At 71.6% G+C, this 15028-nt stretch carries 13 protein-coding genes; 3 read left to right on the top strand and 10 right to left on the bottom strand.

From position 1 onward, the window contains the following. Positions 1–64: 64 nt before the first annotated feature. Positions 65–271, top strand: a complete 207-nt coding sequence (locus ABZ783_RS05585; protein ID WP_357434676.1) for a hypothetical protein — start codon at positions 65–67, stop codon at positions 269–271. On the opposite strand, the gene ccsB is transcribed toward ABZ783_RS05585, so the two are convergent. From ccsB to hemL, 6 genes are all read right to left on the bottom strand, one after another. Next, positions 264–1247 (bottom strand): c-type cytochrome biogenesis protein CcsB, encoded by a 984-nt coding sequence (ccsB, locus tag ABZ783_RS05580; protein ID WP_357434675.1) that lies wholly within the window; start codon positions 1245–1247, stop codon positions 264–266. The two genes, ABZ783_RS05585 and ccsB, sit on opposite strands and share 8 nt — an antisense overlap. Beyond that, positions 1247–2863, bottom strand: coding sequence for a cytochrome c biogenesis protein ResB (locus ABZ783_RS05575; protein WP_357434674.1), 1617 nt, complete (start codon positions 2861–2863; stop codon positions 1247–1249). The genes ccsB and ABZ783_RS05575 overlap by 1 nt, the downstream gene beginning before the upstream one ends. Next, complete coding sequence (locus ABZ783_RS05570) at positions 2863–3732, bottom strand: cytochrome c biogenesis protein CcdA (RefSeq protein ID WP_357434673.1); 870 nt, start codon at positions 3730–3732, stop codon at positions 2863–2865. Before ABZ783_RS05570 ends, ABZ783_RS05575 begins: the two co-directional genes overlap by 1 nt. Beyond that, positions 3732–4304, bottom strand: a complete 573-nt coding sequence (locus tag ABZ783_RS05565) for a TlpA disulfide reductase family protein (RefSeq protein WP_073834163.1) — start codon at positions 4302–4304, stop codon at positions 3732–3734. Before ABZ783_RS05565 ends, ABZ783_RS05570 begins: the two co-directional genes overlap by 1 nt. Beyond that, entirely contained in the window at positions 4304–4951 is a 648-nt protein-coding gene (locus tag ABZ783_RS05560; protein WP_357434672.1) for a histidine phosphatase family protein, read from the bottom strand. The genes ABZ783_RS05565 and ABZ783_RS05560 overlap by 1 nt, the downstream gene beginning before the upstream one ends. A gap of 85 nt (positions 4952–5036) precedes the next feature. Continuing rightward, positions 5037–6374: a glutamate-1-semialdehyde 2,1-aminomutase gene (gene hemL, locus ABZ783_RS05555; protein WP_357434671.1), complete on the bottom strand. Its 1338-nt coding sequence runs from the start codon at positions 6372–6374 to the stop codon at positions 5037–5039. Positions 6375–6520: 146 nt separating this feature from the next. On the opposite strand from hemL, the gene ABZ783_RS05550 reads away from it, so the two are divergent. Beyond that, positions 6521–6853, top strand: a complete 333-nt coding sequence (locus tag ABZ783_RS05550; RefSeq protein ID WP_357434670.1) for an STAS domain-containing protein — start codon at positions 6521–6523, stop codon at positions 6851–6853. 98 nt (positions 6854–6951) lie between these two features. On the opposite strand, the gene ABZ783_RS05545 is transcribed toward ABZ783_RS05550, so the two are convergent. Next, positions 6952–8544, bottom strand: a complete 1593-nt coding sequence (locus ABZ783_RS05545; RefSeq protein WP_357434669.1) for an ABC transporter permease — start codon at positions 8542–8544, stop codon at positions 6952–6954. Continuing rightward, positions 8541–9458 carry an ABC transporter ATP-binding protein gene (locus tag ABZ783_RS05540; RefSeq protein WP_357434668.1) on the bottom strand — a complete coding sequence of 306 codons (918 nt, stop codon included), beginning with the start codon at positions 9456–9458 and terminating at the stop codon, positions 8541–8543. Before ABZ783_RS05540 ends, ABZ783_RS05545 begins: the two co-directional genes overlap by 4 nt. A 96-nt stretch (positions 9459–9554) precedes the next feature. On the opposite strand from ABZ783_RS05540, the gene ABZ783_RS05535 reads away from it, so the two are divergent. After that, the gene (locus ABZ783_RS05535; RefSeq protein ID WP_357434667.1) at positions 9555–10058 is read left to right on the top strand and encodes a MarR family transcriptional regulator; all 504 of its coding nucleotides are present in this window, start codon (positions 9555–9557) and stop codon (positions 10056–10058) included. Positions 10059–10062: 4 nt separating this feature from the next. Here ABZ783_RS05535 and ABZ783_RS05530 read toward each other — a convergent pair whose 3' ends face one another. Together ABZ783_RS05530 and ABZ783_RS05525 are read right to left on the bottom strand one after the other, a co-directional pair. Further along, complete coding sequence (locus tag ABZ783_RS05530) at positions 10063–10620, bottom strand: response regulator (protein WP_357434666.1); 558 nt, start codon at positions 10618–10620, stop codon at positions 10063–10065. Beyond that, entirely contained in the window at positions 10617–14981 is a 4365-nt protein-coding gene (locus ABZ783_RS05525) for a HAMP domain-containing protein (RefSeq protein WP_357434665.1), read from the bottom strand. Before ABZ783_RS05525 ends, ABZ783_RS05530 begins: the two co-directional genes overlap by 4 nt. Positions 14982–15028: the final 47 nt, after the last annotated feature.

Below are 15028 nucleotides of genomic sequence, written 5' to 3'. Positions count from 1 at the left end.
TGTAGTCCTACATTTTGCAGAGGTAGGAGTAGACAGGGTCGCCCCGTGGCGCGACCGTACGAGTATGAGTGACGCGTACGTGGTGGGCGACCCGGACGGCCTCTCCCCGCTGCTGCGGGAGATCCGGGACGCGGTCGCCAGGGAGCTGCACGCCCAGCTGGCCATGCGGGCCGAACGGATCGAGCTGGCCGACGTTCCCGAGATCGCCTACCAGGTGGCGCTCGGCGTCAACCGGGTGCTCACCGGCCGACGCCCGACGGGGATCAGTTGACGCCGGCGTACGAGTGCAGGCCGGTGAAGAAGAAGTTGACCCCGAACAGGTTCATCAGCATGGTCAGGAAGCCCAGGATCGAGATCCAGGTGGCCACGTTCCGCTTGACGCTCGGAGTGGCTCGGGCATGCAGGTAGCCGGCGTACACCACCCAGGAGATGAACGCCCAGGTCTCCTTGGGGTCCCAGCCCCAGGCCCGACCCCAGGCCGCCTCGGCCCAGATCGCCCCGGCGATCACCGCGAAGGTGAAGATCGGGAAGGCGAAGGCGTGCAGCGCGAAGGTCAGCCGCTCCAGGCCGGCCGCCGCCGGCAGCCGGCGGGCCAGGGTGTACGGGAAGCTCCGCCGCCCCTGCTCCCAGCCGGCCCGCATCAGGAACGCCGCGGCCGGCACCACGCCCAGCAGGAAGATGCCGGAGGCGAAGATGATCGTCGACACGTGGATGATGAACCAGTACGACTGCAGCGCCGGCATCAGCGGCGTGACCTGCACGTAGAGCTTCAGCTCGGCGAACGCCAGCAGCAGCACCATGACCAGGGTCAGGAAGAGCCCGAGCCGGCGCAGCGCGGGGTGCCGCCAGAGCACCGCCAGCCAGGCCGCGGCCCCGATGAAGGTGACCGTCAGCACGAACTCGTACATGTTGCCCCAGGGCATCCGCTCGGCGGCCACGCCCCGGGTGACGACCGCGCCCAGGTGCAGGACGACGGCGAGCGCGGTGACCCAGCCGGCGATCCGCCCGGCGAGCACGGCCCGGGTGGCCGAGCGGCTGGGCCGGGTCTCGGCCGGGGCCGGTGCCGGCGCCGACACGGTCCCGCCGGCACCGCCGACACCGGCGCCCACCAGCTCGCGGGCCGGGGCGGCCGCCTTCACCGCCACCGCGCGGGCGTTGCCGAGCGCGTACTCGACGGCGTGACTGATCATCGCGACCAGATACGCCAGGATCGCGTACGTGACCAGCTGGTCGGAGAGTGCGGACATCACTCGACCCCTTCTCGCGCCCGGCTGGCGCGTCGCCCGTCGTCGCTGACCGCGGCGACGAGCTGCGCAAACTCGTCGGCGAACCCTGGATGCTCGGTGCGCGGCAGCCCACCGGCCTCCACCAAACTACTACCGCGCGTCGGAGATCCACCCTCGGGGGGCGAAACCCGGAACCAGACCCGCCGCCGCCGGGCGAAGAGCGAGCCCATCAGGCCGGCGAGCAGCGTCACGCAGGCGCCGAGCATCAGCGTCTGCCCGGGGGCGTGGCGGACCGCGATGGTGATGTAGGGCTTCGTGCCGACGAACTCCAGTGTGCTGCCGTCGTCCAGGGTCCACTTCTCGCCCATGGCCAGCTTCTTGTTGCCGATCTCCTTGAGCTTGCCGTTGTCGATCTGCCGCTGGTCGAGCTGGTAGACCGACCCGGGGATGCCGGCGTCCAACCCGAGGTTTCCCCGGTAGGCCCGCAGGTTCACCGCCGGGTTGCGCTCCTCGGGGAACTGCGACGCGACGAACGGGGCACTCTCCGGAGCGGTGGGCAGGTAGAGCCCGTCGAAGGCGATCTGCTGGGCCGGGTCCCGCTGGCCGGTCCTGGGGTCGACGTTCGCGTCCGGGAACGCGGCCACCCCCTCCTCCGTCGCGTTCGCGTCGCCGGTGCGCAGGAACGGTGCCTCGCTGGTCTGGGTGTTGCCGTACTTGTCGGTGTACCTGAGGATCGGCGCGTACCCGTTGCCGAGCAGGTAGACGTTGGCCGAGCCGAGCCGCAGCGGCGAGTTCACCGAGAAGCCGGCGCTCCGCTCCGACCCGTCGGCCAGGTGGTCGACCTTCACCGTGGCCCAGTAGCGGGCGGCCTGCCCGGAGGCCAGGTAGTCCGCCTCGAACCGCTCCAGGGTGAGGCAGAACGGCGGCAGGTCGGCGCTGTCCACCCGGGGGCCGAGCGTCGCCTCGGCGTACTGCTGCCGGGTGTTGCAGAAGGCGTTGTCCGCGCCCGCCACGAGGATGCGGTTGCCGTGCCAGCCGTACCAGGACCCGACCGCGACCCCGAGCAGGACGGCGACCAGCGAGACGTGGAAGAGCAGGTTGCCGGTCTCCTTGAGGTAGCCCTTCTCGGCGGAGACCTCGTTGCCGCGGACCACGACCCGCCAGCGGCGGCGGCGCAGCACCGCCGCGATCGCCTCGGGGTCGGCGGCGGCCGGGGCCTCCAGCACCGTGTGCTGCGGCAGCCGCTCCAGGCGCTTCGGGGCGGCCGGCGGCCTCAGCCGCAGCGCGCGGACGTGGTCGCGGGCCCGGGGCAGGATGCAGCCGACCAGCGAGGTGAAGAGCAGCAGGTAGATCGCGGAGAACCAGACCGAGCCGAAGACCTCGAACATGCCGAGCTGGTCCAGGCGCGGGGCGAGGTCGGGGTGGTCGACGAACCACTGGTTGACCTTCTCCGGGCTGACGCCGCGCTGCGGGAGCACCGAGCCGGGGATGGCGGCGACGGCGAGCAGGAAGAGCAGGATCAGCGCGGTACGCATGCTGGTGAGCTGCCGCCACGAGTTGCGCAGCAGGGCGAGCACCGGGTTGACCCGCCGCCGGGGCGCGGGCGGGGCCGCCGGCCGGTCGTCCACGGTCGTCATCAGATGCTCACCTCGCCCACGCCCACGTGCGTCTGCAGCCAGATCACGAAGTTCTGCCAGCCGCCGGTGACCAGCGCCAGGCCGATCAGGATCAGCAGGGCACCGCCGATCCGGGTAACCCACCGGCTGTTGCGCCGGACGGCGCGGAACACCCCGAGCAGGCGGCGGAAGCCCAGCCCGAAGACGACGAACGGTACCCCCAGCCCGAGGCAGTAGGCCACGGCGAGCAGCACCGCCCGGTCGGTTTTGCCCTCCGCCGTCGCCAGGCCGAGCACCGCGCCGAGCGTCGGGCCGGTGCACGGCAGCCAGCTCAGCGCGAAGACCGCGCCGAGCACCGGGGCGCCGAGCAGCCCGGCGGCGGGCAGCCGGCGGATGCGGAACTCGCGCTGCAGCCCGGGGATCACCCCGAGGTAGCCGAACCCGAGCACCACGACCAGCGCGCCGATGACGATCTCCAGCGTGCGCTCGTGCTCGAAGAAGAGCCTGCCGACGCCGGAGAAGAGGATCGCGGTGGCGGTGAACACGGCGGTGAATCCGGCGATGAAGAGCAGCGTGCCGGCGAGCACCCGCCCCTTGACCGCCGCCACCGGCCGGGCCGCCGGGGGCGCCGCGACGGCCACCGCGCCGCCGGTCGGGCCGTCCCCGCCGCCTTCGCTGTCCGCCGGGGCCGGGGACGTCGACCGGGGACCGTTCCTTTCCGCCCGCCCCTCCAGGTCGGCGCCGGCCAGCCCGGTGACGTACGACAGGTAGCCGGGTATCAGCGGCAGGACGCACGGGGACAGGAAGCTGACCAGCCCGGCGAGCGCCGCCGCGCCCACGGCCAGCAGCAGCGGGCCGGACTCGGCGAGCTGGCGGAAGGTCTCACCCATCAGCGGGATCCGGACGCCGGCTGCTCGGCGGCGATCCGCTCGACGACGGGCCGCAGCCGGTCCTGGGTCACCGCGGCCCGGATCACGACGGCGATCCGCCCCTCGCGGTCCAGCACGACGGTGGCCGGGATGGTGTTCGGCGGGATGTCCAGGGCCAGCGCCAGCCGGCTCGCCGGATCGAAGAGGCTCGGGTAGGTGACCCGGCCCTCCTCGAAGGCGATCGCCTTGTCCTTGCTGTCCTGCACGTTGATGCCGAGGAAGCTGACCCCGGACGCCTTGGTGGCCTGGTAGGTGGCTTCGAGGTCGTCGGCCTCGGCCCGGCAGGGCGCGCACCAGGAGCCCCAGAAGTTGACCACGACGACCTGGCCGCGCGCGTCGGCGACGTCGTACCGGCCGCCGGTGAGCAGGTCACCGGCGAGCTTGGGGGCCTTCGACCGCTGGTCGGGCGCGCACTCGATGACGCCGTTCTGGTCGGAGCAGCGGCTCTCCTGGCTTCCGGAGGAGCAGCCGACCAGCGCCGTACCGGCGGTGACGGCGGCGAGCAGGGCGGCGACGAGCCTCCGGGTGAGCATCAGGCCCCCTTGGCCGTCCGGGCGGTCGGCGAGATCGCGATCAGGTGGGCCGCCGGCTCGGAGTACCCGATGCCGACGATCTTGGCGCCGTCGAAGTGGAACGAGGTGAGGCTGGCCAGCCCGCACTGCCGCCTGCGCGGGTCGTGCCAGAGCCGCTTGCGCTCGACGTACCGGCGCAGCGTCCAGATGGGGAGCTGATGGGAGACGAGCACAGCCTCGCGTCCCTCGGCGGCGATCCGGGCGGCGTGCAGCGCGGCGAACATCCGCTCGGCGATCGCCCGGTAGGCCTCACCCCAGGACGGGGTCACCGGGTCGCGCAGCACCCACCAGTTGCGCGGGTCGCGGAACGACCCGTCGCCCGGGGAGACCTTCTTGCCCTCGAACCAGTTGGCGCTCTCGATCAGCCGCTCGTCCACCCCGACCGGGAGACCGAACTGCGCGGCGATCGGCTCGGCGGTCTGCTGCGCGCGTTCCAGCGGGCTCGCCACCACGTGCACGACGGTCTTGTCGGCGAGCGCCTGGGCGGCGGCCTTGGCCATCTGGACGCCCAGCTCGGAGAGACGGAAACCGGGCAGCCGGCCGTAGAGGATGCCGTTCGGGTTGTACACCTCGCCGTGCCGCAGCACGTGGACCACCGTCTCGCTCACGCCGCCACTCCGCTCCGCTCCGCGGCGGCGCGAGGCGCCACGCTACTGAGCCTGATGGTTCGCTCGCTCCGCTCGCTCACGGCCTTTACCCCCCGTGTCCCGCCGCTGCCGCCGCCGTCGCCGCGCCCGGCAGGGCGTCGGCGATCTGCTCCAGGGCGGCGTCGTCGATCGCCGCCGACACGAACCAGGCCTCGAACGCGCTCGGCGGCAGGTAGACGCCGGCCGCGAGCAGCGCGTGGAAGAACGCCTTGAACGCGGGCACCTGCTGAGTGCGGGCGCTGTCGTAGTCGACCACGTCGGCGTCGGTGAAGAAGATCGAGAACATGTTGCCCGCGGTCGACAGGCGGTGCGGGACGCCGGCGGCGGCCAGCGCGTCGGTGGCGAGTTTGCCCACCACGGCGGCCGTCTCGTCCAGCTTCCGGTAGAGCGCGTCGTCCGCCAGCCGCAGCGTGGCCAGGCCGGCGGCGCACGCCAGCGGGTTACCGGAGAGGGTGCCGGCCTGGTAGACCGGGCCGGCCGGCGCCAGCCTGGACATGACCTCCGCACGCCCGCCGAACGCCGCGGCGGGCAGTCCGCCACCCATGACCTTCCCGTACGTCCACAGGTCCGCGTCGCTGGCGTCGAGGCCGTGCCAGCCGGCGCGGGAGACCCGGAACCCGGTCATCACCTCGTCGACGATGAGCAGCGCGCCGTGCGCGTGGGCGATCCGGGCGAGCTGCTGGTTGAAGCCGTCGCGCGGGGCGACCACGCCCATGTTGCCGGCGGCCGCCTCGGTGATGATCGCCGCGATGTGCGCTCCCTCGGCGGCGAAGGCCTCCTCCACCGCACGGAGGTCGTTGTACGGCAGCACGATGGTGTCGCCGGCGGCCGCGCCGGTCACGCCGGGCGAGTCGGGCAGGCCGAACGTGGCCACGCCGGAGCCGGCGGCGGCGAGCAGCGCGTCCGAGTGGCCGTGGTAGCAGCCGGCGAACTTGATGATCTTTGCGCGGCCGGTGAAGCCGCGGGCCAGCCGGATCGCCGACATGGTCGCCTCGGTGCCCGAGTTGACCAGGCGGACCTGCTCGACCGGGGTGCGGTCGACGATCTCCGCGGCCAGCTCGACCTCGCCCGGGGTCGGCGTGCCGAAGCTGGTGCCGTACGCGGCGGCGGCCTGCACCGCCTCGACCACCGCGGGATGGGCGTGGCCGAGGACCAGCGGGCCCCAGGAGCAGACCAGGTCGACGTAGCGGCGACCGTCGGCGTCGAAGAGCCAGGGACCCTCCCCCCGGACCATGAAGCGCGGGGTGCCGCCGACGGCACGGAACGCGCGTACAGGGGAGTTCACCCCGCCGGGCACGATGGCCTTGGCGCGGTCGAACAGGGCCTCGGAGGCCGGCGCGTCGGCCGGGTAACGGCCGGATCCGGCGGAAATGGTCTCGGTCACGATGCCGCCATTGTGTCAGCGTCGGGCGGCTGATCAGCAGCCACCCCGCACGGGGGGTTACCGGGCTCACGCCGTCCGTCCGGCCGAGATCGACAGCTGGGGTGCCTCGACGGGCCGGGCGGTCGAGATCGCGATAGGCTAACCGGGTGGATCGTGCCGAACTGTCCATCGCGGTACACCGGTCGGGCGACGAAGCCGTGCTTCGCCTCGCTGGTGAGATCGACATGCTCACGGCCGCCCAGCTGTCGACTGTCGTCAATGAGGTGCTGACCGATGCGCCGCCGCGCATCGTGCTCGACCTCGGCGGGGTGACCTTCTGCGACTCGCAGGGGCTCGGCACGCTGGTGGTGCTGAGCCGCAAGGCCAGCCACGCGCAGAGCCTCCTGGTCCTCAGCAACGTCGGCGACTTCCTCCTGCGCGTCCTGGACATCACCGGCCTCCGCTCGGCCCTGATGATCCGCAACGAAACCGCCCCCTGACCCACCCCGCCCGTTTGCTGCGTTGATCAAGAAGCTTGCGTCTGCCGGCGGCGATGTTCTGACGCAAACTCCTTGATCAACGGTGCGGGCCGCAGGGGTCAGGTGACGGGGGTGTCGCGGCGGTGGAAGGCCGTGAGGCCGGCGAGCGCGAGCAGCAGCGCCACGAGGGCCAGCACGTAGAGCGGGGTGGCGTTCCAATGCTCCCGCAGCACCTGCGGGGTGTGGTTGAACGGGGAGAGATCCAGCAGCCGCCGGTCCAGCTTCAGCACGGCGCCGAGCTGGCCGAGCAGCACGCAGACCGCGAGCACCGCCCAGGCCACCGAGGCGAGCCGGGGCAGCAGCCCGAAGAGCAGCACGGCGATCCCGGTCAGCACCCACGCCGCCGGCACCTGGGCCAGCCCGGCGCCGACCATCCGGGGCAGCTCCGCCGGCACGCCGTGCACGCTCAGCCCGTAGGTCAGGCCGGTGGTGAAGCCGGTCACGGCGAGCACCACCACCGGCCCGAGCAGCGCGAACACCACGTGGGACAGCAGCCAGGTCGAGCGGTGCACGCCGGTCGCCAGCAGCGGCTCGGCCCGCCCGGCGGTCTCCTCCGCCCGCATCCGCAGGGCGGCCTGGACGCCGTACCCGGCCGCGGCCAGGCCGGCCAGGCTCAGCGTGGCGCCCAGGTAGGCGTCGGACAGCCCCGAGGCACCGCCGATCCGGGCCATGATCTCCTCCAGCTGCGGGTTGCCCTCGACGGACCGGCCGGCGGCCTGCGCCGCCCCGCCGAGGATCAACCCGAGCAGACCGAAGCCGACCGACCACCAGAGGATCTGCGCGCGGTGCAGCCGCCAGGCCAGCCCGAACGATCCGGAGAGGGCCCGGCCGGCGGTGGTCGGCCCGAGCCGGGGCGGCAGCACCCCGGCCCCCAGGTCGCGGCGCACCGAGACCGGGTACGCGACCGCCGCGATCAGCACCGACGCGACGAGCGGCAGGGCCAGCACCCACCAGCGCTCCCCCTCGTACGGCCGCACCCGCGGCGCCCAGCCCAGCGGGGAGAGCCAGCTCGGCCAGTCGTGCGTGGCGGTGTCACCCAGCAGCCGGAGCCCGAAGGCGGCACCGAGCACCGCGATGGCGATGCCCCGCGCCCCGCCCGCGGTCTCGGTGAGCTGGGCGGCCAGCCCACCGATCGTGGCGAAGACGACGCCGGTCAGCGTGGCGGAGAGGCCGTACGCGTACGAGCCGGCCGCCGGCAGCCCGGTGGAGACCAGCCCGGCCGCGGTGAGCAGCCCGAGCAGCAGGTCGGCCGCGTACGTCACGAGCAGCGCGGCGGTCAGCCCGGCGTACCGGCCGAGCACCGTGCCGCCGAGCAGCTCCCGCCGGCCGGCCTCCTCCTCGGTGCGGGTGTGCCGGACGACGGTGAGCAGGCTGGCCAGCGCGATGATCACCAGCAGGAAGCCGGAGCGCTGGGCGGTCAGCGCGCCGACGCTGTCGCCGTACACCGGGCCGAGCAGCGCGACGATCGACGGGTTGCGGGCCGTGCCGGCGGCGTACGCGGCCCGGTCGGCGTCCGTCGGGAAGAGCTCGAAGAAGCTGGTCGCGTACGTCATCGGCAGGACGGCGAGCAGCAGCACCCAGAGCGGGAGCAGGACGCGGTCCCGGCGCAGGATCAGCCGGGCCAGGTGACGCGTGCCGGTCAAGGTGTTCATCGGGTCGCCTCGGCAGGGGCCGGTTGGCCGGGGATCGCCTCGTAGTGCCGCAGGAACAGCTCCTCCAGCGTCGGCGGCTGGCTGACCAGGCTGCGTACGCCCAGCTCGGTGAGCCGGCGCAGGGCGGTGTCCAGGGCGGCGGAGTCCACGTCGAAGCGCACCCGGTTGCCGTCCACCCGCAGGTCGTGCACACCCGGCAGGTCGGCCAGCCCGTCCAGTGGCGCGGCGACCTCGGCGTCGATCGCGGTGCGGTGCAGGTGGCGCAGTTCGCCGAGGGTGCCGGACTCGACGGCGCGGCCGTTGCGGATGATCGTCACCCGGTCGCAGAGCGCCTCCACCTCGGCCAGGATGTGGCTGGAGAGCAGCACGGTGCGGCCGTCCTGCTTGGCCCGGCGGACCCAGTGCTGGAAGACCTCCTCCATGAGCGGGTCCAGCCCGGAGGTCGGTTCGTCGAGGATGAGCAGCTCGACGTCGGAGGCGAGCGCGGCCACCAGGCCCACCTTCTGCCGGTTGCCCTTGGAGTAGGCCCGGCCCTTCTTGCGCGGGTCCAGCTCGAAGGAGTCCAGCAGCTCGGCGCGGCGCTTCGGGTCCAGCCCGCCGCGCATCCGGCCCAGCAGGTCGATCACCTCGCCGCCGCTCAGGTTCGGCCAGAGGGTGACGTCACCGGGGACGTACGCGAGGCGGCGGTGCAGGGCGACGGCGTCCCGCCACGGGTCACCGCCGAGCAGCCGGACGGCCCCCGCGTCCGCCCGCAGCAGGCCGAGCAGCACCCGGATGGTGGTCGACTTGCCGGCGCCGTTGGGGCCCAGGAAGCCGTGCACCTCCCCGGTGCGGACGGTGAGGTCGAGTCCGTCGAGTGCCCGGGTCCGGCCGAAATTCTTCACCAGGCCGGACACCTCAATTGGGGTTTCCATACTTCGGAAGCTACGCTCGTTTCATAAACTTGTGAAGACTGTGAGAGCTGGGGCACCATCGTCTTCACGACTTTTTAACGGGAGGAGCCACCGCCGATGCTTGACCACCGCCCGGCCCGCAACGAGGAGGAGGTCCACCTCTTCGTCGAACGGATGGCGATGGCCTTCGCGGACGTCGGCTTTCCCCGGATGGCCGGCCGGGTGCTGTTCACCGTGATGAGCGCGGACGAGCCGCTGACCGCCGCCGAGATCGGCGAGCGGCTCGGGGTCAGTGCGGCGGCGGTCTCCGGCGCGGTCCGCTACCTGACCCAGTTCGCCATGCTGGTCCGCGAGCCGGTCAAGGGCTCCCGGAGGGACCGATACCGGATGCCGGACAACCCCTGGTACGAGGCCACCATCACCAAGACCGCCCTCTACAAGAACTTCATCGACATCGCCAACGGCGGCGTGGACGCGCTGCTCGGGCGAGACACGCCGGCCGGCGAGCGGGTGGCCGAGATGCGGGACTTCTTCCTCTTCGTACAGGGGGAACTCGACACGATGGGCGACCGGTGGCGGGCCTGGCGCGCCGCGAGGGGACACGGCGACCGGGCCGGCTGACCCTTCAGCGGGTGTTGCCCCAGCGGGCCTGCTCCAGGAGGTCCACCGCGCGCTCCCGGGCGTCCGGGCCGTCGTCCGCGCGCAGCAGCGCCGTCGCCTCGTCGACCGCGTCGGTGAGCACCCGCCACTGGGTGTCCCGCTCCCGCACCAGGTCGGACTGGGCGGCGAGCTGCCGGGTCTTCACCCACAGCTCCACGAAGACCGACACCTTGGCGCGCAGCACCCAGGGGTCGAACGGCTTGGTCAGGTAGTCGACCGCGCCCACGGCGTAGCCGCGCAGGGCGAGCTGGGCGTCCTTGTCCGCCGCGGTGAGGAAGATGATCGGCACGTGCCGGGTCCGCTCCCGCCGCTTGATGTGGGTGGCGGTCTCGAAGCCGTCCATGTCGGGCATCTGCGCGTCGAGCAGGATCACCGCGAAGTCGTCGACGAGGAGCTGCTTCAGCGCCGCCTCGCCGCTCTCCACCGCGACCGACTGCACCGGCAGCCCCTGGAGGATCGCCTCCAGGGCCATCAGGTTCTCCCGCCGGTCGTCCACCAGCAGCGCCTTGGCCGTCTGGGTCACGGGGTCTCCTCGCCTCGGCTCCGGCCGATCCAGGACGCCATCATCTCGATCAGCTCGTCCAGGTCCACCGGCTTGGTGATGTAGTCACTACCCCCGGCCGTGATCGCCGAATCCCGGTCACCGGGCATCGCCTTGGCGGTCAGGAACACGATCGGCAGGTCCACGAAGCGGTGATTGCGCCGGATCTGCCGGGTCGTCTCGTAGCCGTCCTGGTCCGGCATCATCGCGTCCATCAACACGATGTCCACCTCCGGATGCTCGGCCAACTGGCGGACGCCGTCCGCCCCGTTGTCCGAGTACAGCACGGTCATCCCGTGCAGTTCCAACGCGGAGGTCAGGGCGAACACGTTACGGACGTCGTCGTCGACGATCAGGACGGTCACGCCCTCCAGCCGCCGGGCCGCCGGAGTCTCCTGCGGCTGCGGCAGCTCCATCGGCATGAGCAGCGACGACGGCAGGCCCGCGCGGCTCGGCGAGGGTGGCGCCGGCGCCACCACCGCGTCCGGTGCCAGCACGTCCGGTACGAAGAGGGTGAAGGTCGACCCCTGGCCGGGCGCCGACGACACGGTGATCGTGCCGCCGAGCAGGCGCGCCAGGTCCCGGCTGATCGACAGGCCCAGCCCGGTGCCCCCGTACCGGCGGCTCGTGGTGCCGTCCGCCTGCTGGAAGGCCTCGAAGATCAGCGACAGCTTGTCATCGGAGATACCGATCCCGGTGTCGATCACCGTGAACGCGATCACCCGCCGGGCGTTGGTCAGCGCGGGCACGTCGAAGACCGCGTTCTCGGCGGCCGGGGCGATCCGCAGCGTCACCGCGCCGTGGTCGGTGAACTTCACCGCGTTGGAGAGCATGTTGCGCAGAATCTGCTGCAACCGCTGGGCGTCGGTGACCAGCGCCGGGGGCAGATCCTTGCTGATCCGTACCTGGAAGTCGAGGCCCTTCTCCTCGGCCTGCGGGGCGAACGCCTGCTCGACGTAGCCGCGCAGCTCGGAGAAGCGCACCTCGGTCGGCTCCACGTCCATCCGGCCAGCCTCGATCTTGGCCAGGTCCAGGATGTCGTCGATCAGGGAGAGCAGGTCCGATCCGGCGCTGTGGATGGTGCGGGCGAACTCGGTCTGCTTCGGCGTCAGGTTCTGGTCCGGATTCTCGGCCAGCAGCCGGGCCAGCAGCAGCAGCGAGTTCAACGGCGTGCGCAGCTCGTGGCTCATGTTCGCCAGGAACTCCGACTTGTACGCCGACGCCCGGGTGAGCTGCTGCGCCTTCTCCTCCAGGCCGAGCCGGGCCAGCTCGATCTCCCGGTTCTGGGTCTCGATGTTGGCCTTCTGCTCGGAGAGCAGCTTGGCCTTGTCCTCCAGTTCGGCGTTGGTGCGCTGCAACTCCGCCGACTGCTCCTGAAGTTCGAGCGCCAGCCGCTGCGACTGGGCCAGCAGCTCCTCAGTACGCCGGTTGGCCTGGATCGTGTTGACCGCGATGCCGATCGTGGTGACCAGCCGCTCCAGGAACGACAGGTGCAGCTCGGAGAAGGTGATCACCCCGGCGAACTCGATCACGCCGAGCAGCTCGCCCTCGAACAGGACGGGCAGCACCACGAGGTCGGCCGGGGGCGTCTCGGCCAGCCCGGAGCGCAGCATCAGCCGCCCGTCGGGCTGGGCGCTGACCCTTATGGTCCGCCGGGAAAGGGCGGCCTGGCCGACCAGCCCCTCGCCGGGCCCGAAGGTCACGTCGTGCCCCCGCGCCACATACCCGTACGAGGCGGTGAGCCGCAGCCGCATGCTCCCCTCGGAGCTGTCCGCCAGGAAGAACGCGCCGAGCTGCGCGTCGACCAGCGGGGTCACCTCCATCATGATCATGCGGCAGACCTCGCCGAGGTCCCGCTGGCCCTGGAGCAGGCCGCCGATCCGGGCCAGGTTGGAGTCCAGCCAGCCCTGCTCGGCGTTCTTCTTCGTCGTCTCCCGGAGGGTGACGATCATCTGGTTGATGTTGTCCTTCAGCTCGGCGACCTCGCCCTGCGCCTTGACGGCGATCCGCTGGGTCAGGTCGCCCCGGGTCACCGAGGTGGAGACCTGGGCGATCGCCCGGAGCTGGGTGGTCAGGGTCGAGGCGAGCTGGTTGACGTTCTCGGTGAGGTCGCGCCAGGTGCCCGAGACGCCCTTCACCTGCGCCTGGCCGCCGAGCTTGCCCTCGGTGCCCACCTCACGGGCCACCCGGGTCACCTCGTCGGCGAACGACGACAGCTGATCCACCATCGTGTTCACGGTGGACTTCAGCTCCAGGATCTCGCCCTGCGCGTCCACCGTGATCTTCTGGCTCAGGTCACCCTTCGCGACCGCCGTGGTGACCGAGGCGATGTTCCGCACCTGACTGGTCAGGTTCGACGCCATCGAGTTCACGTTGTCGGTCAGGTCCCGCCAGGTGCCGGACACACCCTTCACCTGCGCCTGACCACCGAGCTTGCCCTCGGTGCCCACCTCACGGGCCACCCGGGTCACCTCGTCGGCGAACGACGACAGCTGATCCACCATCGTGTTCACGGTGTTCTTCAGCTCCAGGATCTCGCCCTGCGCATCCACCGTGATCTTCTGCGACAGGTCGCCCTTGGCCACCGCCGTGGACACCTGGGCGATGTTGCGCACCTGACTGGTCAGGTTGGACGCCATCGAGTTCACGTTGTCGGTCAGGTCGCGCCAGGTGCCGGCGACGCCGCGTACCTGGGCCTGGCCGCCGAGCTTGCCCTCGGTGCCCACCTCACGGGCCACCCGGGTCACCTCGTCGGCGAACGACGACAGCTGATCCACCATCGTGTTCACGGTGGACTTCAGCTCCAGGATCTCGCCCCGGGCGTCGACCGTGATCTTCTGGCTCAGGTCACCCTTCGCGACCGCCGTGGTGACCGAGGCGATGTTCCGCACCTGACTGGTCAGGTTCGACGCCATCGAGTTCACGTTGTCGGTCAGGTCCCGCCAGGTGCCGGACACACCCTTCACCTGCGCCTGACCACCGAGCTTGCCCTCGGTGCCCACCTCACGGGCCACCCGGGTCACCTCGTCGGCGAACGACGACAGCTGATCCACCATCGTGTTCACGGTGTTCTTCAGCTCCAGGATCTCGCCCTGCGCATCCACCGTGATCTTCTGCGACAGGTCGCCCTTCGCCACCGCCGTGGACACCTGCGAGATGTTCCGCACCTGGCTGGTCAGGTTGCCGGCGAGCTGGTTGACGTTCTCGGTGAGGTCGCGCCAGGTGCCGGACACCCCGCGTACCTGGGCCTGACCGCCGAGCTTGCCCTCGATGCCCACCTCGCGGGCCACCCGGGTCACCTCGTCCGCGAACGACGACAGCTGATCCACCATCGTGTTCACGGTGTCCTTCAGCTCCAGGATCTCGCCCTGCGCGGCCACCGTGATCTTCTGGGAGAGGTCGCCCCGGGCCACCGCGGTGGAGACCTGGGCGATGTTGCGCACCTGCGCGGTCAGGTTCGACGCCATCGAGTTGACGCTGTCGGTCAGGTCCTTCCAGGTGCCGGCGACGTTCGGCACCTCCGCCTGGCCGCCCAGCTTGCCCTCCGTGCCCACCTCACGGGCCACCCGGGTCACCTGCTCGGCGAAGAGCCGCAGGGTGTCGGTGAGCGAGTTGAAGGTGTGGGCCAGCTCGGCCACCTCGCCCTTGGCCGACACGGTGATCTTCTGCGACAGGTCACCCTTCGCCACCGCCGTGGCTACCTGGGAGATCGACCGCACCTGCGAGGTGAGGTTCGACGCCATGGTGTTCACCGAGTCGGTGAGGTCCTTCCAGGTGCCGGCGACCCCGCGTACGTCGGCCTGCCCGCCGAGCTTGCCCTCGGTGCCCACCTCGCGGGCCACCCGGGTCACCTCGTTCGAGAAGGACGAGAGCTGGTCGACCATGGTGTTGACGGTGCGGCCGATGCGCAGGTACTCACCGCGCAGCGGGCGACCGTCGATCTCCAGCGCCATGTGCTGGGACAGATCGCCGTCGGCCACCGCCACGATGACCCGGGCGATCTCGGTGGTCGGCCGGCCCAGGTCGTCGATCAACGAGTTGATCGCCCGCTGCCCCTCCGCCCACGAGCCGTCCAGGCCCTCGTCGTCGAGGCGTTCGGTCAGCCTGCCGTCCCGGCCGACGATCCGGCTGATCCGGCGCAGGTCCAGGTGCTGCCGCTCCTGCAGCGACACCACGTCGTTGAAGGCGTCGGCCACCTCACCGGCCAGGCCGGCCCGTCGAGGCAGCCGGACTTTGAGGTCGCCCCGGCGCACCTGCCGCAGCGCCTCGACGAGGTCGCCGAGGAGCGCCTCGTGCTCGGGCGCGGACGGGTCCGCGGCTAGCGACTGTTTCGCCGTGGTCATCATTCCTCGCTCAGCTCGGGGCCAACCGGCTCGTGCCGACATCCCAC

Origin of the sequence: Micromonospora sp. NPDC047738 (genome assembly GCF_040642675.1) — a bacterium.
GTDB lineage: Bacteria > Actinomycetota > Actinomycetes > Mycobacteriales > Micromonosporaceae > Micromonospora.
This window is presented reverse-complemented; position numbering and strand designations above follow the sequence as displayed.

Coding starts and splice junctions, on each gene's coding strand:
- ccsB (WP_357434675.1), bottom strand. CDS start 1,247: ATGTCCGCACTCTCCGACCAGCTGGTCACGTACGCGATCCTGGCGTAT.
- ABZ783_RS05540 (WP_357434668.1), bottom strand. CDS start 9,458: ATGGAAACCCCAATTGAGGTGTCCGGCCTGGTGAAGAATTTCGGCCGG.
- ABZ783_RS05570 (WP_357434673.1), bottom strand. CDS start 3,732: ATGGGTGAGACCTTCCGCCAGCTCGCCGAGTCCGGCCCGCTGCTGCTG.
- ABZ783_RS05585 (WP_357434676.1), top strand. CDS start 65: ATGAGTGACGCGTACGTGGTGGGCGACCCGGACGGCCTCTCCCCGCTG.
- ABZ783_RS05565 (WP_073834163.1), bottom strand. CDS start 4,304: ATGCTCACCCGGAGGCTCGTCGCCGCCCTGCTCGCCGCCGTCACCGCC.
- ABZ783_RS05575 (WP_357434674.1), bottom strand. CDS start 2,863: ATGACGACCGTGGACGACCGGCCGGCGGCCCCGCCCGCGCCCCGGCGG.
- ABZ783_RS05545 (WP_357434669.1), bottom strand. CDS start 8,544: ATGAACACCTTGACCGGCACGCGTCACCTGGCCCGGCTGATCCTGCGC.
- ABZ783_RS05535 (WP_357434667.1), top strand. CDS start 9,555: ATGCTTGACCACCGCCCGGCCCGCAACGAGGAGGAGGTCCACCTCTTC.
- ABZ783_RS05525 (WP_357434665.1), bottom strand. CDS start 14,981: ATGACCACGGCGAAACAGTCGCTAGCCGCGGACCCGTCCGCGCCCGAG.